The organism is Paenibacillus sp. GbtcB18, assembly GCF_019091125.1.
GTDB classification, from domain to species: domain Bacteria; phylum Bacillota; class Bacilli; order Paenibacillales; family NBRC-103111; genus Paenibacillus_F; species Paenibacillus_F chitinolyticus.
Genome location: NZ_JAGXJX010000001.1, coordinates 649,755 through 674,443 on the forward strand (window position 1 = coordinate 649,755; position 24,689 = coordinate 674,443).

Sequence of the window (24,689 nt, forward strand, 5' to 3'; positions counted from 1 at the left end):
GCTGCCGTTTTGTTCACCGGCCCCGGCCGGGTTCGACTCTACACTTTGAGAGAAAGAAGGGAGCCGCTATGAAAAGCTTGCTGCGCAAGTGGAATGGGATGATGATTATCGCTTTGGTGATTTCTTTGCTTACTCCCGCATGGGGAAAAGCCTCGGCACAAAGTCTCGGGCAAGAGAGCGGGGGAGTTCGGCCCCAAGCCGCCGCCGGTGTGACGGACGATGTATACATCCTGTCGCAGGACGGTACGTTCCGGCTGCCGGTCGGGCACATCAACGTCAATGTCGATGCGCCGCCCCAGAAGACGAACTATGTGGCCCTGTTTACGAGCGGAGCCCAGGTGACGAATTCGCCGGAAACCGACAAAGTATTCGTCAAGAAGACGAACACGGCGATTGCCGTGGATAAACACGATCGGGTGATCCGCGTCATCGGGCCGACGGTTGTGCCGCCTACGGGCTCCTCATGGGAGGAGAACCAGAACCTGCCCGTACCGGAGGGCGGATACGTACTTCTAGCCAACGATTCTTCCTGGGGGACATCCGTAACCCGGAAGCCGCTTTTCGAGCATTACAAAACCGGAGATACCGTGTCTTTACATAAAGGAGGACAAGTTGTGCATGCAGGCGATTTTCTCAACCCCGACCCGGGCCTGAATCTCGTGACGGCATCCGGCACGACGGTTACATCGCCTGATTTTACGGTATCGGGACAGGTGATCCGCTACGGCAGCGGACAGGGAATCTCCTTGACCGTGAACGGGACGGAAGCCGCACTGAAGGCGGATGGAGCTTTTCAAAGCGTAGTCCGGCTGACTGCGGGGACGAACGCCATTCCCGTCAAGCTGCTGAAAGACGGCCGGGAGATCGTTTCGTCCACAGTTACGGTTACGTATAACGACGCTCAGCAGCCGGCTGATCTGATAGAAGTCGAGGCGGCGCCGATCGACATTACGATCAGTATCGAAGGCCCGCGCCACGCGATCGGGTATGTGGATCAGGATATCACGGGAATCGACGACACCGTGGCGCTTTTCACGAACGATTGGGGGCCGCGGATTACCGTTCCCCAGTTTAACGTTGCGGTTCAAGTGGATGCGGGGAGCAAAGTGACGAAGGTCATCAACCCTTCGATAGACGGCAAAACGCCGGCCTGGACCGGTCCCACGGACCTTGAAATTCCGCCCGGAGGCTATGTGCTGGTCGCGCAGGACACGAGCTACGCCAGCAAAAACATCAAGAAATATTTGGCGACGTATTTCAAAGTCGGGGATGCGATCAAACTCCGGAAGAACGGCTTTGCGGTCCCGGTCAAAGATCTGATGGGAACAGGAGGGCCGATTGCCCGGCTGACGCTCGACAATTACGCGATGTACACGGAGACGAAGCCGTCCACCGAGCTATCCGGAACGATTACGAATATGGACGATCCTTCGAAAATCGCGTTAACGGTGAACGGGACTCCGATTTCTTTCGGTCCGGACGGAAAGTTCAAAACTTCGTATACGCTTGCCGAAGGCATCAATTATCTCGCCCTCTCGGTTACGAAGGAAGGCAAAGAGCAGGACTCCAAGGATCTGGTCGTTTACAGCCGTCCGGGCTTTTCGACCGAGAAGAAGGTGATCCTGTGGGTCGATCAGGCCGCGAACGCGAGGAAATTCCAAACCAGTGACAATGTGGGGAATTTTTTGCGGACTGCGAAAGAGAACGGCGTGACTTCCGTCGTTTTTGACGTAAAAGGTGTGGAGGGGTACGTATCGTACAAGAAAAGCACGCTGACCGGCCGTCCATACGTAAGCGCAATTAAAGCGCCTGAAAAAGCGGGCTCCAATCCCGATCTGGATCTGCTTCAGGAATTTATCACCTACAGCCGTGAGCTGGGGCTCGATATTCACGTCGCCTTTAACATTTTCGCGGAGGGATCTATCGCCAGCAATGAATACGCGCTGCTGGACAGCCATCTCGACTGGGAAGAGCGTGTGTACAATGCGGCGGACAAAGGGCAGATCAAACGTCTCCGCGAGTCGGCCAAGCAGGGGGCGGTCGCATTCGTGAATCCGTCCAATGACGAGGTGCGCGACTTCCAACTCAAAACGATCGAGGAAGTGCTGCAAAATTACGACGTGGACGGCGTTGTACTGGACCGTGCCCGGTATGATAATGAAAGCGCGGATTTCAGTGATTTGACGAAAGCCAAGTTCGAATCGTTCCTCGGCGCGCGCGGCAAACAGCTTCAAAACTGGCCGGAGGACGTGTTCACTTACGCGGGTAACGAGCGCAAAGACGGTCCGCTTATCGGGGACTGGTGGGAATTCCGGTCGAAAACGATCAAAGGCTTTACCTCCGAAGTCAGGCAGCTGGCCGACCGTTATAAAGCCGAGAAAGGCAAAAAGATCGACGTATCCGCCTATGTAGGCTCCTGGTTCGAATCGTATTACTTGAACGGGGTACACTGGGGCAGCACGGAATTCCGCTACGACGAGCGTCTGCGGATGAAAGACGAATCCGTATACACGCCGGGTTACTATGAAAGCGGTTACGTCAAAAATCTCGATTTTATTATGATCGGCGCCTATCAGTCGACCGCTCCCGAAATCGAGCATTATATTACGCTCGGCAATATCGTAACGAACGGGGAAGTGCCGCTTTACGCCGGCATCGCCCTTACGAATGTGCAGGAACCGGCTCTCCAGCGGGAAGTTTTCCAGGCGGGGCTGGAAAATACGCACGGGCTTATGCTTTTCGACGCGTCACAGGTGAACTGGCCTGTAGCCGGCGCGGCTCTGCGCAATCTCGTTTACGTGAGAGACTATCAGCTCGGCATCTCCCTTCCGGACTCGTCCGATTCGTTCCTAGAGGGAAGCTACTACAACACCAATCTGATCGAAAATAATATCGGCGTGCTCACGGACACCTTCGGCTATTCGACCGGCAACAGCCGCTTCGGCGTGGAAGCGGTCGTGGACAGCTCCGGCAAAGTAACGGCTGTGCCGAACAAAACCCAGGCCATGACGTGGAACTGGGGCAAGCCGGAAGAGACCAACAGCGTCATCCCGAAAGGCGGTTTCGTCGTATCGACGCTTGACGCTTCCGGAATCCGCACCAAGCGGCAGCTTGTCGCGAATGCGTACGAGATCGGCGACTCCGTAAGAGCGGCGGCCCTCAGCGGCTTCCTGCCGTACGAGGGGCTTAGGACTTCCGCCGAGACAGTGACGCTCCGGGGCAAGGTTGACGTACTGGGACCGGGCAAGGCAGCGGTCACTGTAAACGGGAAGGAGGCGGCGCTTCGGGAAGACGGCACATTCCAGGCCGATACCGCCATCCGTCCGGGAACGAATCCGGTCGTCATCACCGTCCGAGTGGACGGGTTCAAGACGAATGAGAAAACCGTCACGATCATCGGGGATGAAGCGGCGGTAAAATCATTGAAACTGGGTCGCGGCACGTACAGCATGAACAAGGGCGAGAGTCTCCAACTGGCCGTCACCGCGGAATACCTCAATTCCGGCAAGGACGTGACGGGACAGGCGGCTTATGTTTCCCTCGACCCGGCCGTTGTCTCCGTGAACGCTTCCGGGCGGCTCACCGCTTTAAAAGAAGGCAGCGGCACCGTTCAGGCGACATACGAAGGCCATACCGCTACGGCCCGGGTTAGCGTAACCTCCTGGAGCACCGGCGGCGGCTCGGACACGGAATCCGGCACGGGTTCCGGTTCCGGAGGCGGTTCAGCCGGAGGAGGCGGAACCGCCCCGTCCGGCCCGGAGCGCACGTCGGTGACGGAGACGAGAGGCTCCGACGGGCAGAACACGACGCTCGTATCGGCGGATGCCCGCGTGATGGAGGCGGAAATCGCGGCGCTTCAAGGAAAGGCGGACCCGGTCCTTTCCTTTGAGATCCCGGGCCGCGAGCCTGCGGGGATCGTATCGCTGCCGGGTTCGGCGCTCCGCAAGGCGGCTGCCGGATCGCCGGACGCGATCCTCAGCGTGAGCTCGCATCTCGGCGCAATCGAGCTTCCGGCCGGCCTGCTGCTCGCGGACCTTCCCGCGGACGGCAGCTTCGATCTGCTCGTAGGGATCGCGAGGACGGCAGCGGGAGAGACCGCGGATCTTGCCGCCCGGGCGGCGAAAGAAGGCATGCAGGTACAGGGCATGCCGGTTGTTTTCCGCGTTTCGCTGAAAACCGGAAGCGAAACGAAGGAAATCGGCGGCTTCGGAAGCTACGTCCGAAGAACGGTAAACTTGCCCGGAGCGGTTGATCCTGACCGCGCCACGGCGGTGGAGCTGGACCCGGCCACCGGAATGTTCCGCTTCGTGCCGTCCCGCTTCGAATCGTCCGGGGGCGCGCAGCGGGCCGTGATCCGCGACAGAAGCGGGGGAACCTACGCGGTGGTTACCTCCGACGTCAGCTTCTCCGACCTTGCGTCCCACTGGTCGCGCAAGGATGTCGAGCTGCTGGCCGCGAAGCGTATCGTGGACGGCATGGAAGGCGGCGCCTTCCTGCCGGACGAAGCGCTGACGCGGGCGCAGTTCGCGGCCCTGCTGACGCGTGCCCTCGCGCTCGATCCGGCGCCGGCCGCGGCGGACTTCACCGACATCCCCGGTGACGCGTGGTATGCCGGTGCCGTCGGCGCGGCCGTACAGGCCGGACTCGCGGACGGCTTCGAGACCGGGGAGTTCCGCCCCGGTGAGGTTTTGACACGCGAGCAGATGAGCGTGCTGCTCATGCGCGCCATGAAGCTGGCCGGTGTCCGGACGGCGGAGAACTCCGCGGCGGGCGAGCCGGCGGACTTCGCGGACCGGGGCGAAATCTCCGGCTGGGCGGCGGGCGCCGTCTCGCAGGCGGTGGAAGCCGGCCTGCTGAACGGGCGCGGGGACGGGCGCTTCGTGCCGGGCGGCACGGCTACCCGTGCGGAAGGCGTGGCTGTACTGAAACGACTGCTGCAGACAGCCGGTTTCGTGAACTAAGCGCTTCCGCACATGCAAGGCTCGTTCGGCACACGTGCCGGTATAAGCTCGGAAAGGCGCATACCACTCAGGTATGCGCCTTTTTGACATTCCGTTTTCAGCCGATCCACGAATTTCGTCCGGCAGGGTGAGCGGATACAACGCGGCCGATAACAGGTTGACAGACAGAGATGTTTCGAAGATAGGTTTAGTTCCGGAGACCGGATTCCTTCCCCTATGATCCATTAAGCCGCATGATTAGCTGCCCCGATCCCGCCGTTTGCTTCCAGAATCAGACTTTAGGTATAATTTTGCGACAGGCTTATGCCGGCAACTAAAGCACGGAGAAGGAGAGTTACAAAGGCTTTCGAGTAAACGGCTTCGTTTGTATAGCAAGACAGGAGCAGCCGCCCTATTCTAAAGATTTCTAAATCTTAGATCTGGAAATTGGGTCTTAAAAAGGAATTTTGTTCCTAACGGCGAATAACAGTAATTTCCGTTTAAAGACGGGACATTTTTCAAAGCGGAGAAGGGCCGGAGGACGAATCGGGCCGTGCAGGCGGATCAAGATCCGTATGCAGCCGAATTTTAAGGAGGAACTAACCAATGAACGAAAATACGCGTAATTGGCCGGAGGAGCTTCTTGAGCTTCTCGGGCAGACGGAATTAACCGTGAATAAAATCGGATACTCCGGAGATCACGTCTATCATGTGAAGGAATACAAAGGAGCCCCCGCCTTTCTGAAAATCGCCCCCAGTATCTGGTGGAGAACGCTCCGGCCCGAAATTGAAGCGCTCGCTTGGCTGGACGGGAAGCTCCCGGTCCCTAAAATTTTGTACACGGCCGAACACGGCGGGATGGACTACTTGCTGATGGAGGCGCTCCCCGGTAAAGACGGCTCCCACGAAACGATCCAGGCGAAGCCGGAACTTTTTGTGAAGTTGTACGCGGAAGGGCTCCGAAACATACACGGCCTCGATATCACCGAATGTCCGCTGTCGAACGGGCTGGAGAAGAAGCTCCGGGATGCGAAAAGGATCGTCGATGAGAGCCTGGTGGACCCGACCGATATAAAAGACGAGTACGATTGCACGCCGGAGGAATTGTACCGGCAATTGATCGCCCAAAAGCCGGCAACCGAAGACTCGGTTTTTGCGCACGGAGATTACTGTGCACCGAATCTGATTATCGCCGGAAAGAAGCTGACGGGATTTATCGATCTCGGACGTGCGGGCGTGGCGGACCGTTATCAGGACATCAGCCTGGCGATCCGCAGCCTCCGTCACGACTACGGCGACGACCGCTACAAGGCGCTCTTCCTGGAACTTTACGGATTGGACGGGCTGGACGAGGAGAAGGTCGAGTATTACATCTGGCTGGATGAATTTTTTTGAACAACCGAGAAGAGGAGGCGGCCCGATGCTGTATCATTTCAGCGAAGAACCCGATATCCCGGTTTTCCTTCCCCGGAAGCCGCCGGGGCGCGAAGATTTGCCGCCTGTAGTCTGGGCGGTGGACGAAGGCCACGCGCATCTGTACTACTTCCCGAGAGAGTGCCCGCGCATCGTCTACACGTTAACCGGCGATGTCGGCGAGGAGGATAGGCGACTGCTGTTCGGGCCGGCTGCCTCCGATACGGTCATCGCGACCGAGAGCGCTTGGCTGGAGCGGCTGAGACAAACGGTTCTGTACCGGTACACCTTCGATGAGCGGGACTTCCGTTTGCTTGATTCGACAGCGGGCTATTACACGGCCGAAGTGCCGGTAACGCCTGTGTCGGTCGAGCCGGTTGGGGATCTGCTGGACAAGCTGGCGGCGACGGGAGCCGAACTGCGGATTGTGCCGAATTTGAACCCTTTGCGGGACGCTCTTTTGGCTTCGTCCGTTTCGCTTTTCTCGGTGATTCGTTTCCGCAATGCGCAGCCTCCCGGGTAGATTCAATCCTACGCTATTTTCTCTCTTTATACTTGCCGGAATGAGAGACGTTTACCTTCACGTCAATTTTTTCGATAGAATCTTTGTCCAGCGGAAATTCTTTTCCTTTAAAATGCGTTTTCCATACGTCCGGGTACTTGCGGTACAGCGTTTCGCTTAGCTTCAGGACATCGACTCGCTTGTTGATTCCTTTATGGAAGGACATGAGGATCTCGTTTTTGATGGCGGTCCCGGCTGCGGTTTCAATTTCCGCTTCCGTGGCGCGCTCCCGGAATTCGTCGATAAACGCTTTGATTTCCAATGAAATGGTAAATCGTATTTTTTCGTTTGCGACATGAGCGTCGATTTTATATTTGGGATTTTCCAAAATAAGCGCGGCGATAGGATGCTCTTTGGGAACGCTTAAAGGGGTGCGCTCCAGTTTCGTTTGAAGCCAGCGTGCTCCTTTCAAGTCTTCCTGCGACAGCCAGGCGGTGTATTTGGTACCGTTGAAAAAATAAGCGCCGTTTATTTCGTATAAGGCAACTTTCGACCGGTCCTCTTCCCAAACGACGGAGTTGGCCGTGAGCGAAGGCAGCATGGTCGAATTGCCGGCTTCGTTCAGATTGGCTATAAATTTGTACCCGTAAACGGGCAGGATCAATGATTTTTGGGAAAAGTACTGCTCGGGACGCGTCAATAAGGACTCGATCGGCGAAAAATTAAGCATGGACGTCAGGGACAACAACTTGTCGAGGGGCTTGTTCGTGCCGTAGAACAAAATGTTGTACCGGATCTCGCGGTACCGGTTGAGCATGTCGTAGACGTCCGGAAGCCCTTTTTTCATCAAAGCTTCGCTTACGATGACGGCTTTGACATGCCCCCAAAACAAGCGCAGCTGAGAGGTGGAGTAGATGGACGTAAGCGACTCCGATACGGTCTTCCCTTCGCCGCGGCCGACCCAGATCGGAATACGGGTTCCGACCTGGTTGTTTTCGCTTTTGGCAATATTGGAGAAGTTCAGGATCTGGACATACGTGATATATTTTCCGTCTGCGTAATCGATGCCCAAGGCTGTCGCATAAGCCATCGTCTGGAGATCTTTGGAGTTCCAGCAGCCGGTCAGCAGCAGAAGGATACCCAGCCAGGCGCTCCTTTTCACGATACTCACGGGTTATCCTCCTTCTTATGGTTCTTGTCCTGCGTATGCAGATTTTTGGGCCTTCCGGTCAACAAGGACCAGGGAAGACGCATAAAGGCGGGCACCCAGTTGCTGTAAATAGGCGGCGAGAACGGGGACAGATAGGAGACTCCGAACGATCTCAGCTTGGACAAATAAACCGTCACCACAATAATCCCCATGATAAGTCCGAACATGCCGAGCAGGCAGGAAAGGAAGAACAGGAAAAACCTCAGCAGACTGACGGCTGAGCTTAAGTTCTGGTTGACCAGGGTGGCGTTGCTGACGGCCGTAATAGCGCCGACTACGACTACGGATGGGGAGACGAGCCCCGCCCGAATGGCCGCGTCGCCGATAATGAGGCCGCCCACTACGGTCAAAACCTGGCCGATGGCGCTGGGCAGTCGAATTCCCGCTTCGCGGAAAACTTCCAGCAGGATAAGGAGGATCAGGAGCTCGAACTGCCCGGAGAAGGGCAGGCCCAGACGGGCGATCGTGATGGTGGCGAGCAGCCTGAACGGAACCTGGTCCTGATGAAAAGCGGCCAGCGAAACCCAGAAGCCCGGCAGCAGCACACACAGGAAAATGCTGAGTATCCGAACGAGACGGGAAAAAGACGTATAGTAGAAATTATTGTGCAGATCCTCGGGCGATTTAAGCTGCATAGCCATGGTTGAGGGCGCGATCAACACCATAGGATTGCCGTCGACAATCAGGACGAATCGGCCGTTGAGGAGAGCGCTGACGGCAAAATCCGGTCGTCCCGTGTAATCCATCAGGGGCATCAGGGAAAACTTCTGGTCCGTGACCATCTCCTCGATTTGGGAAATGCTGTAGATGCCGTCCACGTCAATGGACTCCAGCCGGCTGCGAACTTCAAGGAGCACTTCGGGCGAGAGGATGTCCCGGACGTACATCAAGGCCACCTTGGTTCTCGTTCTTCGGCCGATCACGAACTTCTCGCAGCACAACGTATGACTGCGGATTCTCTTGCGGATTAAGGCGATGCTAACCGAGAGGTTTTCCACGAAACCGTCCCTCGGTCCTTTAATGGATAGTTCCGTATTGGATTCTTCCGGCATCCGCTCCGGCAAACTGCTTATATTCATAAGGAAAGCCGAGCGAAGATGCGGGAAAATAAGCAGCAGCTTGCCTTCAAACAAGCTCTCCGAGATCGTATCGGCCGTAATGGGACCGGCAAAGGGAAGAAGCGGCAGACAAGAGCTTAGGACGGTCCCGGCCGTCGGGAAGCCTTGATCCCTGTCAAAGGCCATTTCAAGCCCGGGCAAAACCAGCTCGCCGATGAGCTGGCTGTTGCTGGTTGCCTCGCCGTACAGGAGAAGAACTTCCGCAGCGTTCGCGCCGTTTTCCCCGAATGTATGGGTAAGCAGAACGACATCGTCGTTCTGGCTGAATAATTGACTGAGCTGTTCGGCTGTCCATATTTCGGCATTGCTGCTGCTCTGCGCCATTAGGAAGTCCCCTCCTTGCCCGTTTTAGTCGTGACGGATATAAGCGTCCATATTAGGGTCGAGCCCAGTATCGCAATAAGAGACAGCGGAAAGTAATACCGGTGCATAAATTCATACAGATTTTGTTGGGTAATCGGCAGCAGGGTTAGGAGCAGGTAACTTAACGCCATGCAGGCGATAAAGCGATTCCGGTATTTCGCCCGCTTAAAGGGGAGCAGATCCCCGAGCAGAAACAAGGATAAGCTGATTCTGACCATAGTTCCTGCCAGCCACTGGAAGACAGAGAAAAAATCGACATGCTCGATAGAGTCCCCCACTTTGACAAGCCGCCACTGTTCATAAGGCGATTCCGCCTGCTTCGCGGCCTCCTCAGGCCCGAACTCGGTGATGGCGCCGACGAGGGGACCCAGCATGATGTGAATGAACAGCAGGGCCAGTACGAGCAGCTGCCAGCTCTTGATTCTCCTTTTCAAGTGCTGTTGAAGGGTAAGGATAAGAACGAATTCCATAAAACCGCTGCCTGCATAAATCATCCCGTTCATAACCGGGTTCATGCCGAACTCCAGCATGGGAAAGAGTCGATCGTATTCTTTGTTGGGCATGTTGGTTATCATGACGAAGTAACCGAGCACAACTACGAACGGCAGGAGAACACCCGCGCTGATCGCGATCGTCCGCAGTCCCGATACCGCGCAGTACGCGCATACCGCCATGAGAGTTAGGCTTAAAGCGAAGTGCGGAGTGGCCGGCAGGTAATTCGTAACTGTCCAGATGCTCGTGTGCAGCAGCGTCGTCAGGCCGATCAGGTAGATTTGAATGTACAACGGGATAATCAGAATCCAGGAGACGACCGGATGCGTTCGCTGCGCCAGCCAGGGCTGAAGTTTTTGCTGCCTGGACTTTTTCATGAAATAAACGAGAAGAAGACACCACGGGACAAGGAACAAGGCGGAGAAAAGGGGAACGAGCCACGCATCCCGGCCTGAAGCATCCATAACAATGGGATTGAGAATAACGTGATTCATCAGTCCGTTAACGAGCATAAGAAGCATGGCGAGCTGTAAAAACGATATTTTGCCGCCTGATTGTGCCATAGGACCACCGCCTTCCCCAAGTGATAACGGGCTGTTACACAGCCGTATCCATAGGGTTTGCAGATAGTGGTAAATCTATGTCCTGTCCGGACAGGTTTTAGGAAAAAGAACGGAATACGTCAAAAATAGACAAGGGCTGCTGTCTACGAACCGGTAACTGGCGGGATGCAAAGAGGCACGGATCAAATTGACAATGATAATCTTTATCAATTACAATGAAGCTATATTTCATAAATAAGGAAGTGTATCTTCATGTTCATTCAAACGAGATCCGTCGTAGTGGAAAAAGGAAATGCCGAGCAGGTTGTCGAGCGTTTCAGTAAAGAAGGCGCCATTGACAGCCGCGAAGGTCTTATCGACGTCAGTGTGATGGTTAATCGTTCGAAGAAAGAGAACGAGGAAGTGCTGATCCTGATCCGCTGGGAATCGGAAGAGGCCTGGAAGAACTGGGAGAAGAGCGAAGAGCATATCCAAGGGCACCGCCAGAACAGAGGACAGCCGAAGCCCGAATATATTATTTCTACCAGCGTAAATTCCTATGAGCTGAAAAAGAGAAAGATCGGAAAAGCAGGCCAATAAGACACAAAAATGCACCTCGCGTGCATGTACATATCCGTTTCGGATGGGTGTTACTCCGCCGGAACACGGACTCTTCCGAGTGCAGGGAAAGCTGTGGGAACGCCGCAGACGGAACAAAGAATGCCGCCGATGGGCGGCTTTCTTTGTTTTCGCAGACCTCATTCGTCCCGACCCGTCCGGGATGCGGAAAGGAGATAAGGCTGCCTTCGGAAAAGTGACGGCTTAGAGGGAACGGGCCAACGCAAGCAGCTTGTTCATCGTGTTCCAGTTCCGCGTCGTTGCGGGGGTTTTCATCTTATGCAGGCTGGCGGCAAGCTTGGAATCGCGAATGCTCTGATGAAATAGAAGGTAGACCTCGCGTCCGCCCGCCTGGTATTCCTCCAGGCGGGGATCGGGGTCAGGCACACGATTCCAATCTTCGGGAGCAGGCCGGTCTGCCAGCAGCGTCACGTAAATGCTCTCGCCTTCTTTCAAATCTGCCGCGTCGTAGGGGCAGTCCCGGATAATCTGCTCCCATTCTTCCGCCGTTCGTACAATAACGGACACCTGGAAGCCGAAGACGGCGGCGATTTCATCTTCAATCCGCTCCCGGAGCGCCTCTTCTGAATTCGCGAGGTCTGAACGGAACAGAACGTTGCCGCTTTGGATATAGGTTTTTACCGCGAGAAAGCCCATCGCTTCAAACATGTTCTTGAGTTCGGCCATTTTGATCAGCTTCTGGCCGCTTACGTTAATTCCCCTCAATAAGGCGAGGTACGTCGTCATGATTCATCCCCGATTCTTTTTTGATCCAGTATAGCATGTACGGGCTGTGAAGGGAGAGTGAGAGAGAACGGGCCACCATCATTTCGCCGTCGATTGCAAATATCTCCATAAAGGAAATACCTCAGGCGATCGGCATCCCGAACACTCTCCGGGCGTAGAAGATCGCTTTTTTTATGCAGCAGCTTGTACCGTTTGTGAACGATTCTTACCCGCTTATAATTGGAAATTTAGTAATTATTAAGTCGGATTTTATATATAAAGCATTTATATATTAATCCTTTAAACTCTTAGATGTATACAAAAAACCAGTTACTAGGAGGTTGTTATGAACAAAAAATTGGTTTCAGTCGTACTGACAGGTCTTTTATCCCTTACGCTGGCGTCTTCTGCCTTCGCTTCATCCAGCAGCACGATCATTGCGGACAAGAACGGGGACAGGACAGGTTCCATCCCTGGCGCCAACCAATACGGCAGGGTCACACTGACCATCGATACGATCGTCTGGTACGATAATTATGCGTATGCCTACGTGTACGAGGCTTGTCCAGGCAAATCTCTTAACAATTTGGGCTCCGTTAAAGGGGAAGCATATAATCGGGTCGGAACGAACAACTTCTGGATGAGCGCCGCATGTTCCTATTATGCGGAATACTACAAGTATAGTCCCGAAGGGGCTACGGTAAGCAGTCATTTGACCATCCAAAACAATCCGTAGGGTTCATAAATAAGATCAAGAAAGCCGCAGCCAATGCGGCTTTTTCTTTTTTTATAAACCGCCAAGTTCCCCGCCGATGACCTGTCTCTTGCGGTATTCGCCGGGCGGAAGGCCCGTCATCTTTTTGAACATCCGGTTGAAAGAAGTGACGTTGCGGTAACCGATTCTCGCGCTGATCTCCTGCACGCTCAAACCGGTATCGCCGAGCAGTTCCTTCGCCCTGCGGATGCGGATGGCGTTCAGTTGTTCGCTGAAGTTGGCGCCCGTCTTCTCCTTGATATAGACGGATAAGTAGGCGGCCGACAAGTTCAGCCTATCCGCCAGCAGATCGAGCGAAATATCGTCCGCAAATTTGTTCTCCAGCTCGTTCATCACGAACTCGATGACGGAATCCCGCTCTTCCTTGCCAGCGGCGATAATCCCGGCCGCTTCCTTGAACATCTGCGCGTAGAACCGCCTGAACTGGCCGGGCGTGTAGCAGGTTCTCAGCCGGCGCTGGTGCCGCTCCTGGAAGGAGAGAGCTTCCTCCGGGCAGCAAGCCCCGCCGCAGACGCAGGCCGCTTCGCAAGGCGTGCCAGGGTCTCCGCCGCAGACGCAGGTCGCTCCGGACACCGCGGGTCCGGCTCCGCCGGTGCCCTCGCCGTTTCCGGCAATATTCCGCGGCAGAGTCCGCCGAATATTGCCGGAGACGCCGGCTGCGGCGGCTCTTTCACCCGCGCCCCCGTCCGGAGGCGTATCCGCCGGATGGCGAGCGCTCGCCTCCGCCGCGGGAGACGCTTGTCGCGGCTCGGCGCCCGAATCCGGCTGCGCCACACCGGCTGCGGCGGCGCGGCCGTACGGCTCGACGGCTCTCGCGGCGCGGAGCAGGATGCTCTCGGCGATTTGCCGGTACTGCGCGAGTCCCGCGTCTTTCTTCTCCATCTGCTCCACGATGCGATCCGTCAGCGACACGCAGTGGGCGAGATTTCCCGCCTGGATGTGCCGGAACAGCTCCTGCTCCTGGGCAGCGGTCGGCGCATAAGGAGGCGACACGCGGTGACTGCGGATAATCTGGCACTCGTCCAGAGGCCGGGCCTGCTGCGCCATTTCCTGCGCCTGCCTGTAGGCGGCGTTGAACTGGCCGGAGCCTTGGTGAACGGAACCGACGGCGAGCGTGACGAGAAAATAAGCTTTGTCCCGGTCCAGGATAGGCTTCAGCTTTTCCAGCGCTTCCCCGAGTTTTTCCGGCTCATCTCCGCCTTTTACAAGTGTCAAAATCTGATTCGTGTCGATCTGGAACGTGTGAGATTGAGGGAGATGCTCGGTCATGACGACGTTGATATACTCCCGGATATAGTAGGCGATCCGGTCCGGCCGAGAGTGGCTTTCGGGGACGGTCCCTTCTTTGAAATGAAGCTGGGCCAGCACGAGGCGGAACGGGTCGTCCATTTCCGCGATGTCCTGCCAATCGTTGATATCTGATGTAATCGCTTTCAATTTATTGATATAGCCGAAGCTGGTCAGAAGCGACTTTTTGCCGAGAAGCTCTTTCTGGACGGCTTCTTTTTCCTGCATCAGCTCGTGGAGGTTCTGATGGATCAGATCGAATTCGCGGATCGCGCTTTTCGGCCGGACAGGGTCCCGGCTCACAATGGAGCTGAGCATCTGTTTGACGGGCCGGTGAATTCTGCGGCTGAAGAACAGCGAGGCGGCAATGCCGAGCAGAAGGGCGGCGGCAAAAATAAGCAGCAGCGTCAGGCTCGCGTTCCGCACTTTAGCCGTGATATTCGCGTACGGTAGCGCCGTGACATACGTAAGCCGGGTGAGCGGGTCTTTTTCGGCAAAAAAATACGTATCGCCCGCTTTCGCATACCCTGCTCCTTCCGGTTCGAAGGACGGGATATCTCCGGCGCCGAAGGCGGATGAAGAGCGGTACAGCAGGGAGCCGTCTTCCCGGAGGATCATAAATTCCCGGCTGTCTCCGGGACCGTAGAACGCCTCCTGAAGAGCGCGGGCGTCCAGGAGGGCGACGACCAGATAGTTGGAGCCGGGCATGCGGAACGAGAACGGGATCAGCCCGACATCCACCGACGAGTTTAAGGTTGTCACGTTGAACGACGACTGCGGATGCAGCACGTAGTTGCCGCTTCGCGCAAACTGTTCCTTCCAATAAGCAAGCGGATAATCCGCGCTCCGGTAAAAGCGCTCGAACAGCATCGGCGCGCTTACGCTGCCTTCTTTCTCCACGATCAGCGAATGCGAATCGTAATACACCAGCAGATTATTCAAGTAAAACATCGGGTTGTAAGCCTGAGCGCGGACCGTTTTCAGCACCTCGGAAGCCTTCCAATAGTCGATATCCGGCTCCGCCTTTGTCAGCAGCTGGCGGTTAAACGCCACGACCGTTTCGTTCGAATAGAGGTCGAACAGCATCGTTTTGATCCGTTCGTAATGGGTCTCGTACCGTTCGGCCGTATTTTTAAGCATCAGACGGTTGTACTGGATAATTTCGTTTTGCATGCTCTTGTTAAAGAAATAAACGGACACTCCGTTAAAAACGGAAAACAACAGCAGAATGCCGAGAAAGCTGAAAAATAGTTTGTAGACCAGCGAATGCCGGTTAAGGAGGACCCGTTTCAAGCGCATCAAGCTCCCTTTCCGTGTTGTCTTCTTATTTTATCCAAAGAAAGCCGGGGGACAAATAAGCCATTTTTTAGATTCTTATCTTTTTTTTATCCGGCGAATCTGTGGCCAAGGAGATAAAGAAGTGTAAATACCCGTCGGCGGCACCGTTTGGTATGCTCCGGAAAGAATACATGAAAAGTGGGGTGGGGATTTGTCACAAGAAGCGTCATCGTCACAAACAGCGGCTCCGGCATCAGCCCCGGCCGCTTCGGCCGTCCGTAAACCGAAACGATCCGCGGTCTTTAAACGGGTCCGGAGAAACTGGGATCTGTATCTGCTTATCTTGCCGGTCCTCGTCTTCTTCCTGGTCTTCGAGTATTTTCCCATGTACGGCGTACAAATTGCCTTTAAAAATTTTATCGCGACCAAAGGAATCTGGGGCAGCCCGTGGGTGGGCTTCAAACATTTCGAGAGGTTCTTCGAAAGCTATTATTTCTGGCGGCTGCTGACGAATACGCTGGGCATCGGTCTCTACCAGCTCGTCGTCGGTTTTCCGGTTCCGATTATTCTGGCCCTGATGATCAATGAAGTCCGCTCCAAAAAGTTCAGCAAGTTCGTCCAGACGGTCACGTACGCGCCGCATTTTCTGTCCACGGTCGTTCTGGTGGGCATGGTCTTTATCTTTCTCTCGCCTCAGACCGGTCTGCTGAATATGGCCGTGACGTGGTTCCGGGGGGAACCCGTTAACTTTCTGACCGATCCCGCCTGGTTCAAAAGCGTCTACGTTCTGTCCGGCGTCTGGCAGCAGATGGGCTGGAGCTCCATCATTTATTTGGCCGCCCTTACGGGAATCGACCCGCAGCTGCATGAGGCGGCGAGGGTGGACGGGGCAAGCCGCTGGCAGCGCATCCGGCATATCAATCTGCCGGGCATTATGCCGACGGTCACCATTTTGCTCATTCTGAATATGGGATCTCTGCTCGGCGTCGGGTTCGAGAAAGTATATCTGATGCAAAATTCGCTGAACATGCAGGCGTCCGACGTCATTTCCACGCATGTGTACCAGAAAGGGATTATCGACGGTCAATACAGCTATTCGGCTGCGGTCGGCCTGTTTAATTCCGTCATTAACTTTATTTTGCTGCTAACCGTGAACCGGATCGCCCGCAAAGTCAGCAGCACCAGCTTGTGGTAGAAAGGAGGACTGCCCGATGAACACCATTCAAAGCACCCGGGAAAAAGCGTTCGACTGGGCCGTGTACGCGCTGCTCACGATCGTATCCCTGATTGTGCTGTATCCCCTTGTCTTCGTTCTGGTTGCCTCCTTCAGCAGTCCGGAAGCCGTCATGCGGGGAGAAGTGTGGCTGTGGCCCAAAAACATTACGTGGATGGGCTATACGAAGATTTTTCAGAACAACGAAATTTTGACGGGGTACCTGAACACGATCGTCTATACGGTCGTCGGTACAGCCATCAATCTGATTCTGTCCATTGCGGCCGCTTACCCGCTATCGCGCAAAGATTTTGCCGGACGGAACGCGATTTCCGCCCTTATGGTGTTTACGATGTTTTTCAGCGGGGGCATGGTCCCGACCTATCTGCTCGTGAAAAACCTGGGCATGCTCAACACGATGTGGGCGCTCGTTATCCCGGGAGCCGTGTCCGTGTATAACATCATCATCATGCGGACCTTTTTCCAGAGCTCGATCCCCGGCGAAATGCAGGAAGCGGCCTCGATCGACGGCTGCTCCAATCTCGGCATCCTGTGGAAAATCGTGCTGCCGCTTTCGATGCCGATTATCGCCGTGATGATCTTGTTTTACAGCGTGGGCCACTGGAATTCGTATTTCAGCGGACTGATGTATTTGACCGATCGCGACAAGTATCCTCTCCAGCTCTTTCTGCGCGAAATTCTCATTCAGGGACAGATGCAGGAAATGCTCGGGGTCGGAGACGATTCTCATGCCCGGAACGTGATGGAGGGCGAAGCGATCAAATACGCCGTCGTTATCGTCGCCAATCTGCCGGTGCTGATGCTGTACCCGTTCCTGCAGCGGTATTTTGTCAAAGGCGTCATGATCGGCTCGGTCAAAGGCTGATTTGAAGGAACGGAAAACTTCTCGGGTCCGCCGGGGCTGACACCCCGGCTGCCGATAGATACAATGGATTAAGGGAGGAAGATTTGCTGATGAGAAAAATGAGATGGACAGCCGTGACGTTAACCGTTGCCATGGCCGTAAGCGTACTGTCGGCATGCAGCGGAGGAAACGAAAGCGCGGGAAGCGCGGACGGCAAAGACAGCAAGAAAGAAGTGGCGAATTTGAATCCGACGGGAATGCCCATCGCCAAGGAGCCGGTATCGCTCACCTTCTTCACGGGGAAGGCGGCGACGAACGGCAATAACTTCGAAGAAACGCTCGTTTGGAAAGAATATGCCAAAATGACCAACATGAACATCAAGTTCCAGCTCGTCCCGTTTGAAAATCTGACGGAAAAACGCAATCTCGCGCTGGCCGGAGGGGATTATCCTGACGCGTTCTACTCGGCCCGAGTTCCTTCCTCCGACCTGATGAAATATGGGGCGCAGGGAACCTTCGTCAAGCTGAACGACCTCATCGACCAGTACGCTCCGAACTTCAAGAAACTGATGGAGAAATACCCGGATTTGAAGAAGGGACTGACGATGCCGGACGGCAACATTTATTCGTTCCCTTCCTTCTACAGCCCGGAATTTCTTCCGATGCTGATCGGAACTCCGCTCTGGGTTAAGCAGGACTGGCTGGATAAGCTGGGCATGAAGGAGCCGGCCACGACGGAGGAGTTTTACCAGTATTTGAAAAAGATCAAAGAAACCGACCTGAACGGGAACGGGCAGGCGGATGAAATTCCATATGCGGGAGAGGGAATCAACCCGCTGATCGAGCAGCTGCGCGGGGCGTGGGGCTTCGGAAACCGCGGTCTCGGCCACAAATTCGTCGATGTGGACCCGAAAAGCGGCGACCTGCGGTTTTTCCGGACGGACTCCGGCTACAAAGAAGTGATCGAGTACATGCGCAAGCTGTACACCGAAGGCTTGATCGATAAAGAAATCTTTACGATCAAGACGGCGGCCCTGTTTGCGAAAGGACAGAAAGGCGTATTCGGCGCGACCATCAATCCGAATCCGAAAACCCAGATGAACCAGACCGGCTATTTCGGACTCGGCGCTCTAAAAGGCCCTCACGGCGACCAGCTGTACTCGCACGTCAAGGTGCCTGCCGTATGGCCCGGCGCGTTCGTCATTACGGACAAGAACAAGAATCCGGAAGCGACCGTGCGGTGGATCGACCATTTTTACGGCGATGAAGGCGCGACGTTTTATTTCATGGGAATCGAAGGCCAGACTTATACGAAAACGGCGGACGGCAAGCTCGAATTCGTCGAGGAAATCACGAAAAACCCGAACGGCCTGACGATGGACCAGGCTCTGGCCAAATACATCACGTGGCTCGGGGGGAGCTATCCGGGATACGTGCAGCAGAAATATTTCAAAGGCTCGGAAACGCTGCCGGAATCCGTGGAGACGGGCAAAAAAGCGGAGCCTTACGCCGTGAAGGAGCTGTGGAACAACTTCAACTTTACCGAAGAAGAGACTGAATTCCGCTCGACAGTCGGCAAGGACATGGAGACGTATATCGGTGAAATGGAAGCGAAATTCATCACCGGCTCCCAGCCGATGTCCGAGTGGGACAAATACGTGGCGACCGTGCAGAAGATGGGCGTGGACGAATACATGAAGATTTACAAGCAGTCTTACGAGCGGTATAAAAGCAGCAAGTAAGGGCGAACGGGAGGAGGGCGTGACGTCCTTCTCCCTTTTATTACAGCCCGGTAAGGAATAAAGGGGATGGTTCATGTCGTTGCGAGGTTATCCGGGTACCAGAGCCCCAAGTATTTCATACTTGTATGTAAACAAAAGACAGGTCAGACACCCGGCGAATATCGCGGCGATCATGGACCTGTCTTTTTCCTGTTTCCTTATGAGCTGTATCTTCTATAAGGCAAGAAACTCTTTCTCGGATAACCTCGCGTTAATATAGTCAATCGCTTCCTCCATGCTCATCATCTGATTCATCACATCTTTCACGCCGAGACCGATAATCTTCTCGACTTTCCGCAGATTGAAGTTATGTCCCGTCGGGAAAGCGGATTCTCGAACCCCGCGATACTCTAAGTCTTTGGCGAATTTCAGCCAAGGGTATTGTTCCATGACATTCTGGTTACTGTAGACGAAATCGTTGACCGAGGCGCCGCCGAGCAGCGTGACTTGCTCGGCAATTTCATGATCATAGAACCAACGGAAGAAGGCTGAGACTTCGTCGTCCTTCCGGCAATATTTTGATACGCCTAGCGAGCCTCCCCCGAGCAGCGGCTGTTGGCCGGGGACCTCTGCGAACCCGACGAGCGGGGAGATCTCGCTGTGGGCGATATTCGAGAATAAGTTCATATACACGATGAGCATCGCGATCTGACCGTCTTCGAATAACGAGATGGACTCGTCCCACCATTTGGCAGGTAAGTTCTTAGCTATGGATAAATGATCGATATAGCTTTGCAAGGCATTAATCGCAATCTCTTTGGATAGAGCCAACTTGTTGTCTTCTTGGATCAAATGTCCGCCTTCGGCATAATACCTGACTAGGAATTCGGAAGCGATAATCTCTGAATTTCCCGTCGTTACGCAGGATCCATGGGATAAAGGCGACTCCGGGTTACTCGCTCGAGAGAAGAATGCAGAAATCCGATTGAACGCCTCGAAGTCGGGGGGCGTTCGCAGCTCCGCTTTATACTGCTCATAGAACATTCTTCGCACTTTGGTATCTTCGAAAATATCCTTACGGTAGAAGAGCATTTGAATGCTCGGATCGAAAGGTACGGCGTAAGGGATCTCGTTCACATAAGCATACCGATCAATAAGCTGTGGAGGATAATTCGTCAGCAGCTTCCGCATTTCCGGGCTTAACGGCTTTAAAGTCCGGCCCGCGAACCAAGAGAGCCCGGCCATATCAACACGAATGATATCGTAATGTTTATGGTTGTCGATATCGGATAAGATGTCGTAAATTTCTTCGAACGAATAGATAGCTAGTCGAAGATCGATACCGGTCGTCTTCTTAAAATGCGGAGCTAATTTCTTGAGCGCATCCGTGGTTGGGCTCGGGATCGTCAGAATGTTCAGCGTCTTGTTCGCCGTTGGATGACTGGGCGCTTGATCATCGAACATAAACCCGCGGTTCAACCCGATGATCGGGGCTCCGTCACGCTGGCCCGTCGTCTCATGACGTAGAATCGTCTCGGCAATTTCTTTGCCCAGCCACTGATAATTGATGTGATACTTGTGAATGAAATCCTCGGTTAAAAATTCGGAATCGGCCAAGCTGTATATCTCCGGACTTTGACCCGCACTCCCTAAGAAATGAGCATTTTTGATATAGCGTGCGCGTTCCAGATCACGGGTCACAATGCAATCGAAGCCATCCCCTGCAAAGAAATCAAATGCATGATTATAGGCCGTAGATTGCGCGGCAGCAATCGTATGTATGCGCACATCCTGAGGTGATAGTTCTTCCATGATGGCATTTCTAAAATCCCGATCACAGGAATATCGGAGCAAATCGGTGAATATTCCGATCTTCCGGTGCGCTTTTTCTTTTATTTTCTGAGCAATCGCTCGTCCGGATGCACCTGCATCGAAGCTGGCGAATTTCATGGTGTTTAGCAATTTACGATAGACAAAAATGATGTTCTCCCGTGGAATGCCGAGCAGGTCATAATATTCCATGGCATCGTCCACACAGGAGACCGTAATTACCGCGCAGTCCCGATTGGCAGCAATTTCTTGCAGAAGGGCTTGTTCATTTTCTTTCTGATTTTGTGTGAGATATAAATTTGTCGTGAACCCCGCACGGAGAAGGGTGCTATGGATTGCGATATATAGCTTGTTGTAGGAATCCGATGAAATGTTGGGCAAGATGAGGGAGACGGTTGTCGTGCTTCCTTCACGTAAAGATTTAGCCCGCGCGTGGATCTGGTAACCCATTTTACGAGCGGCTTCTTCCACGAGAGTGATTTTCTCCAGACTTACATTTCCTCTTCCGTTCAGCACATTCGATACCGTTCCATGCGACACCCCCGCAGCTTTGGCGATATCTTTGATTGTAGGCATGCTTCATCCTACCCCTTTTTGATAATATTTGGCTAAATTAATTATATCGGGTCTTCTTATAACATGCCATCACACATAAAATTTTTGACACGTTCCAATATTTAAAAGCGCTCAGAATGAATGTTTGAGTATTGTTTTTGCAGCGTTTTATGTAATTCATTCAAGTAAATCTGAAAACAAACCCTCAAATATTTATTGACACGTTCCAATAATATGTTAGAATTCTATTCAAGAAAGCGTTAACATTATACATGGATTGGTCGTTTTTCAGTGAGGCTGATCAAGATTTTCACGACATCATGATTAAGGGGGAGAGGAACGCTGTGGATCCAATCCAATATGGCCAAATGTTCGGACATTGGGAGATGTATGTCAGAATCCTTGCGAGTGCATTGATGGGCCTGTTTATTGGCTGGGATCGATCACATAAACATAAGCCCGCCGGTATGAAGACGTATACCTATACCTCAGTGGCTTGTACATTAATTACGATTATCTCCATCTCTACCGCCAGTCATTACAATGAAGCGGGTCAACTCATGCGCGCCGACCCGATGCGGCTAACGGCTCAAATCGTATCCGGCTTAGGATTTATCGGAGCGGGGGTCATTCTTAAGGATGGGGAACGGGTTAAGGGGCTGACATCGGCGGCGATGATATTTTTTTCAGGCGGCGTCGGAATTGGCATTGGAGCGGGGTATTACGGCATCGTCATTTTCTCCGTCGTCTTAACTTTTTTCCTCGCAAGAATCAGTCGATCTCTTCCAATGAACAATCCGGGAGATGATCGGAAATCAAGAAGCGACAGTGATGCTGTTAGGATACAACATGAGAAAGAGTGTATCTGAATTCCTGCATATCCGCGAATCGAAAAGGAGATATTTGTATGAAAGTTCATTTTCTAGGGTCTGCCGCGTCAGAAGGAATACCGAATCCATTTTGCAAATGTGAGGTTTGCGAGAAGACGAGAAGCGAGAAAGGGAAAAATAGAAGAACGCGGTCGGCTGCGATTGTTGATGATACGATGCAAATTGATTTCCCGCCGGAATACAGCTACCAAGTCATGCGGGATGATGTGGATGTTACTCGGATTTCGGCATTGCTCTTCACGCATACGCACCCTGATCATTTTAACGCAGGTGATTTGTTCAGTCGGATGGAAGGGTATGGTCACCACGTTACGCATCCGCTGCATATTTTCGGGAATGATCGTGCTGTTATGGGGTGTCTGGATGTGTTGTCCGGTTATAGTCCGGAGCGGTTTCAATTCACTCGGATGATTCCATTCGTGACAGTAGAGTCCGGCGGAGCGCGCATTACGCCGCTTCTCGCCAATCATGCGAAGTGGGAGACGTGTCTGATCTATTTTATCGAAAAGGAAGGCAAGACATTGCTGTATGGTCACGATTCAGGATGGTTTCCGGAATTGACGTGGTCGTGGCTTGCGGACAAGCATATCGATCTGACGGTACTCGAATGTACACATGGTTACAATCAGAATCCGCATTCCGATGGTCATATGAGCATTGAGACCGTGTTGGAGACACGGAAGCGATTGCTGGATAGCGGCATTCACTCGGCATCGAGCCAGATCATCGTCTCGCACTTATCTCATAACAGCGGTTTCATGCATGACGAGCTTGTGGACATATTCAAGCCTCTCGGTATCGAAGTGGCTTACGACGGTCTCATCAAATTTATTTAATAGGGGATACTACACATGAAGACTACGATCGTTCCGAGACTGTTAATCATGATGTTTCTGCAATATTTCGTCCAAGGCGCTTGGAATATGACTTTAGGATTAGTTCTCAGCACATCGGGCTTATCTTCCATCATCGGTACTTCTTATGCGTTGCTGGGCATCGCGACAATTCTGTCGCCGCTGTTCATCGGGATGGTTGCGGACCGGTTTATCGCCTCCCAGAAAATTATGGGCATCCTGCATATTGTCAATGCTTGTGTGCTGCTAGCGATTCCGGCTCAGATTCAATCGGGCAACGCGACGATGTTCCTCGTATTGCTCTTTATCGTCGGTGTGTTGTTCTATCCTACGACGGGACTGTCGAATAGCATCAGCTTCAGACATATTCACGGCGCCAAAACATTTCCGGTGATTCGGGTGTTCGGAACATTCGGTTTTATGGTGATCGGGTTTCTGCTCGGACAGATGGGCTTCTCGGGCAGTATTATGACCTTCAAAATTGCAGCAATTTCTGCCATTGTGCTCGGGATCTATTGCTTCACGCTTCCGAATACACCGGCAGCCGGCAAGGGTAAGAAGTTCCTGATCAAGGACCTGCTCTGTCTTGATGCGCTCGCATTGTTCAAGGATAAGAATTTTACGGTATTCATGGCCTGTACGATTTTCTTAATGATTCCTAAAACAGCTTACAGTGCTTATGTGCCGGTATTCCTGGGCGCGCTAGGGTTTAATAATGCAGCTACGATTATGCAAATCGGTATTGCAACGGAAGTTATCTTTATGTTCTTACTCTCTCTGTTTCTCTTTAAATTCGGATTCAAAAAGATTATCCTGTGGGGCGCGATCACGTGGGTTCTTCGTTCGTTGTTGTTCTCCTTCGCGGCAGTCGATGCAGGCATTTTCGTTATCGTCATTGCGCTGGCACTGCAAGGGATTTGTTGGGATTTCTTCTTCACGGCTGGAGACATCTATGTGGACAATAAAGCGGACGTAACGATTAAAGCGCAGGCACAGAGCTTGAAGTTCATGATCTCGAACGGGCTCGGGCTGTTGTTCGCTTCTTCGGTCACAGGTTATATCTTCAATCATACGGTCGTGGATCAAGGGGCGGCTGCGCTGAAGCAGTGGCAGCAGTTCTGGATTTACCCCGCTGTCGTGGCGGCTGTCGTCGCGCTGGTGTTCTTCCTGTTCTTCAAGGATAAAGGCATGATATTCCAGAAGAAGAATGCGGAAGAAGGTGCGGTTTCGGAGTTAAAGGCCGTGTAATAAAGGAGCCGAAATGCTGTGGAAAAAGGTTGCCGATAAGGTCGTTAGCCTTTTTCTTAGCATTTTAGTTCATGTTTTGGAATCCGCCAGGAGCGGATTTTTTATTTTGCGGCGATATTTTTTGTCAACATTACCGGTTCCCCGGGGAAGCAACTGCCTGTCGGTGCGGCTACTGTCTCTTGGCCCGGCAGTCCATTCGATCGCCGTGCCCTGCACGCGGCGGTTTTTTTACGAATAAATTCATTCTAG

18 protein-coding genes are annotated in these 24,689 nt (G+C 53.4%); 12 read left to right on the forward strand and 6 right to left on the reverse strand.

Annotated features, from left to right (window positions below; translation table 11 throughout):
• Nucleotides 1-68: 68 nt before the first annotated feature.
• The 3 genes from KVT34_RS03195 (at nucleotide 69) to KVT34_RS03205 (ending at nucleotide 6,876) form a co-directional block, all read left to right on the forward strand.
• Nucleotides 69-4,961, forward strand: a complete 4,893-nt coding sequence (locus tag KVT34_RS03195; RefSeq protein ID WP_217556635.1) for an S-layer homology domain-containing protein — start codon at nucleotides 69-71, stop codon at nucleotides 4,959-4,961.
• A gap of 585 nt (nucleotides 4,962-5,546) precedes the next feature.
• Nucleotides 5,547-6,335, forward strand: coding sequence for an aminoglycoside O-phosphotransferase APH(3')-IVa (gene aph(3')-IVa, locus KVT34_RS03200; RefSeq protein ID WP_217556636.1), 789 nt, complete (start codon nucleotides 5,547-5,549; stop codon nucleotides 6,333-6,335).
• Between the two features lie 25 nt (nucleotides 6,336-6,360).
• A complete protein-coding gene (locus KVT34_RS03205) occupies nucleotides 6,361-6,876 on the forward strand; it encodes a DUF6886 family protein (RefSeq protein ID WP_217556637.1) in 516 nt (171 codons plus the stop codon).
• A gap of 13 nt (nucleotides 6,877-6,889) precedes the next feature.
• Here KVT34_RS03205 and KVT34_RS03210 read toward each other — a convergent pair whose 3' ends face one another.
• From KVT34_RS03210 to KVT34_RS03220, 3 genes are read right to left on the reverse strand one after another with little or no spacing between them, the layout of a single operon-like run.
• Nucleotides 6,890-8,026, reverse strand: coding sequence for a Ger(x)C family spore germination protein (locus KVT34_RS03210; protein ID WP_217556638.1), 1,137 nt, complete (start codon nucleotides 8,024-8,026; stop codon nucleotides 6,890-6,892).
• The gene (locus KVT34_RS03215) at nucleotides 8,023-9,507 is read right to left on the reverse strand and encodes a spore germination protein (protein WP_217556639.1); all 1,485 of its coding nucleotides are present in this window, start codon (nucleotides 9,505-9,507) and stop codon (nucleotides 8,023-8,025) included. Before KVT34_RS03215 ends, KVT34_RS03210 begins: the two co-directional genes overlap by 4 nt.
• Nucleotides 9,507-10,601, reverse strand: coding sequence for an endospore germination permease (locus KVT34_RS03220; protein WP_217556640.1), 1,095 nt, complete (start codon nucleotides 10,599-10,601; stop codon nucleotides 9,507-9,509). Before KVT34_RS03220 ends, KVT34_RS03215 begins: the two co-directional genes overlap by 1 nt.
• A gap of 252 nt (nucleotides 10,602-10,853) precedes the next feature.
• Here KVT34_RS03220 and KVT34_RS03225 point away from each other — a divergent pair, with 252 nt between their 5' ends.
• Nucleotides 10,854-11,180: an antibiotic biosynthesis monooxygenase gene (locus KVT34_RS03225; RefSeq protein WP_042227914.1), complete on the forward strand. Its 327-nt coding sequence runs from the start codon at nucleotides 10,854-10,856 to the stop codon at nucleotides 11,178-11,180.
• A gap of 222 nt (nucleotides 11,181-11,402) precedes the next feature.
• Here KVT34_RS03225 and KVT34_RS03230 read toward each other — a convergent pair whose 3' ends face one another.
• Entirely contained in the window at nucleotides 11,403-11,945 is a 543-nt protein-coding gene (locus KVT34_RS03230) for a DUF1697 domain-containing protein (protein WP_217556641.1), read from the reverse strand.
• A 325-nt stretch (nucleotides 11,946-12,270) separates the two neighbouring features.
• On the opposite strand from KVT34_RS03230, the gene KVT34_RS03235 reads away from it, so the two are divergent.
• Nucleotides 12,271-12,660 carry a hypothetical protein gene (locus tag KVT34_RS03235; RefSeq protein ID WP_217556642.1) on the forward strand — a complete coding sequence of 130 codons (390 nt, stop codon included), beginning with the start codon at nucleotides 12,271-12,273 and terminating at the stop codon, nucleotides 12,658-12,660.
• 51 nt (nucleotides 12,661-12,711) lie between these two features.
• Here the strand turns inward: KVT34_RS03235 and KVT34_RS03240 are convergent, their stop codons facing one another.
• A complete protein-coding gene (locus KVT34_RS03240) occupies nucleotides 12,712-15,285 on the reverse strand; it encodes a helix-turn-helix domain-containing protein (protein ID WP_217556643.1) in 2,574 nt (857 codons plus the stop codon).
• A 190-nt stretch (nucleotides 15,286-15,475) separates the two neighbouring features.
• On the opposite strand from KVT34_RS03240, the gene KVT34_RS03245 reads away from it, so the two are divergent.
• The 4 genes from KVT34_RS03245 to KVT34_RS03260 all read left to right on the forward strand — a co-directional run bounded on the left by KVT34_RS03245 (nucleotide 15,476) and on the right by KVT34_RS03260 (nucleotide 19,303).
• Nucleotides 15,476-16,459 (forward strand): ABC transporter permease, encoded by a 984-nt coding sequence (locus tag KVT34_RS03245; protein ID WP_217556644.1) that lies wholly within the window; start codon nucleotides 15,476-15,478, stop codon nucleotides 16,457-16,459.
• Between the two features lie 16 nt (nucleotides 16,460-16,475).
• On the forward strand, nucleotides 16,476-17,363 hold the full coding sequence (locus tag KVT34_RS03250; protein ID WP_217556645.1) for a carbohydrate ABC transporter permease: 888 nt from the start codon (nucleotides 16,476-16,478) through the stop codon (nucleotides 17,361-17,363).
• 89 nt (nucleotides 17,364-17,452) lie between these two features.
• A complete protein-coding gene (locus tag KVT34_RS03255; RefSeq protein ID WP_217556646.1) occupies nucleotides 17,453-19,084 on the forward strand; it encodes an extracellular solute-binding protein in 1,632 nt (543 codons plus the stop codon).
• A 66-nt stretch (nucleotides 19,085-19,150) separates the two neighbouring features.
• Nucleotides 19,151-19,303, forward strand: coding sequence for an AraC family transcriptional regulator (locus KVT34_RS03260; RefSeq protein ID WP_217556648.1), 153 nt, complete (start codon nucleotides 19,151-19,153; stop codon nucleotides 19,301-19,303).
• Here the strand turns inward: KVT34_RS03260 and KVT34_RS03265 are convergent.
• Entirely contained in the window at nucleotides 19,298-21,469 is a 2,172-nt protein-coding gene (locus KVT34_RS03265; protein ID WP_217556649.1) for an extracellular solute-binding protein, read from the reverse strand. The genes KVT34_RS03260 and KVT34_RS03265 overlap by 6 nt on opposite strands.
• 347 nt (nucleotides 21,470-21,816) lie before the next feature.
• On the opposite strand from KVT34_RS03265, the gene KVT34_RS03270 reads away from it, so the two are divergent.
• From KVT34_RS03270 to KVT34_RS03280, 3 genes are read left to right on the forward strand one after another with little or no spacing between them, the layout of a single operon-like run.
• The gene (locus tag KVT34_RS03270) at nucleotides 21,817-22,317 is read left to right on the forward strand and encodes an MgtC/SapB family protein (protein ID WP_217557240.1); all 501 of its coding nucleotides are present in this window, start codon (nucleotides 21,817-21,819) and stop codon (nucleotides 22,315-22,317) included.
• A 38-nt stretch (nucleotides 22,318-22,355) separates the two neighbouring features.
• Nucleotides 22,356-23,174, forward strand: a complete 819-nt coding sequence (locus tag KVT34_RS03275) for an MBL fold metallo-hydrolase (RefSeq protein ID WP_217556650.1) — start codon at nucleotides 22,356-22,358, stop codon at nucleotides 23,172-23,174.
• 15 nt (nucleotides 23,175-23,189) lie between these two features.
• Nucleotides 23,190-24,440: an MFS transporter gene (locus KVT34_RS03280; RefSeq protein WP_217556651.1), complete on the forward strand. Its 1,251-nt coding sequence runs from the start codon at nucleotides 23,190-23,192 to the stop codon at nucleotides 24,438-24,440.
• Nucleotides 24,441-24,689 lie beyond the last annotated feature (249 nt).

What these genes read in the sequence shown, in the direction of transcription:
- KVT34_RS03195 (WP_217556635.1), top strand. Translation starts at nt 69, where the DNA reads ATGAAAAGCTTGCTGCGCAAGTGGAATGGGATGATGATTATCGCTTTG.
- KVT34_RS03205 (WP_217556637.1), top strand. Translation starts at nt 6,361, where the DNA reads ATGCTGTATCATTTCAGCGAAGAACCCGATATCCCGGTTTTCCTTCCC.
- KVT34_RS03215 (WP_217556639.1), bottom strand. Translation starts at nt 9,507, where the DNA reads ATGGCGCAGAGCAGCAGCAATGCCGAAATATGGACAGCCGAACAGCTC.
- KVT34_RS03220 (WP_217556640.1), bottom strand. Translation starts at nt 10,601, where the DNA reads ATGGCACAATCAGGCGGCAAAATATCGTTTTTACAGCTCGCCATGCTT.
- KVT34_RS03225 (WP_042227914.1), top strand. Translation starts at nt 10,854, where the DNA reads ATGTTCATTCAAACGAGATCCGTCGTAGTGGAAAAAGGAAATGCCGAG.
- KVT34_RS03230 (WP_217556641.1), bottom strand. Translation starts at nt 11,945, where the DNA reads ATGACGACGTACCTCGCCTTATTGAGGGGAATTAACGTAAGCGGCCAG.
- KVT34_RS03235 (WP_217556642.1), top strand. Translation starts at nt 12,271, where the DNA reads ATGAACAAAAAATTGGTTTCAGTCGTACTGACAGGTCTTTTATCCCTT.
- KVT34_RS03240 (WP_217556643.1), bottom strand. Translation starts at nt 15,285, where the DNA reads ATGCGCTTGAAACGGGTCCTCCTTAACCGGCATTCGCTGGTCTACAAA.
- KVT34_RS03250 (WP_217556645.1), top strand. Translation starts at nt 16,476, where the DNA reads ATGAACACCATTCAAAGCACCCGGGAAAAAGCGTTCGACTGGGCCGTG.
- KVT34_RS03255 (WP_217556646.1), top strand. Translation starts at nt 17,453, where the DNA reads ATGAGAAAAATGAGATGGACAGCCGTGACGTTAACCGTTGCCATGGCC.
- KVT34_RS03260 (WP_217556648.1), top strand. Translation starts at nt 19,151, where the DNA reads ATGGTTCATGTCGTTGCGAGGTTATCCGGGTACCAGAGCCCCAAGTAT.
- KVT34_RS03265 (WP_217556649.1), bottom strand. Translation starts at nt 21,469, where the DNA reads ATGCCTACAATCAAAGATATCGCCAAAGCTGCGGGGGTGTCGCATGGA.
- KVT34_RS03270 (WP_217557240.1), top strand. Translation starts at nt 21,817, where the DNA reads ATGTTCGGACATTGGGAGATGTATGTCAGAATCCTTGCGAGTGCATTG.
- KVT34_RS03275 (WP_217556650.1), top strand. Translation starts at nt 22,356, where the DNA reads ATGAAAGTTCATTTTCTAGGGTCTGCCGCGTCAGAAGGAATACCGAAT.
- KVT34_RS03280 (WP_217556651.1), top strand. Translation starts at nt 23,190, where the DNA reads ATGAAGACTACGATCGTTCCGAGACTGTTAATCATGATGTTTCTGCAA.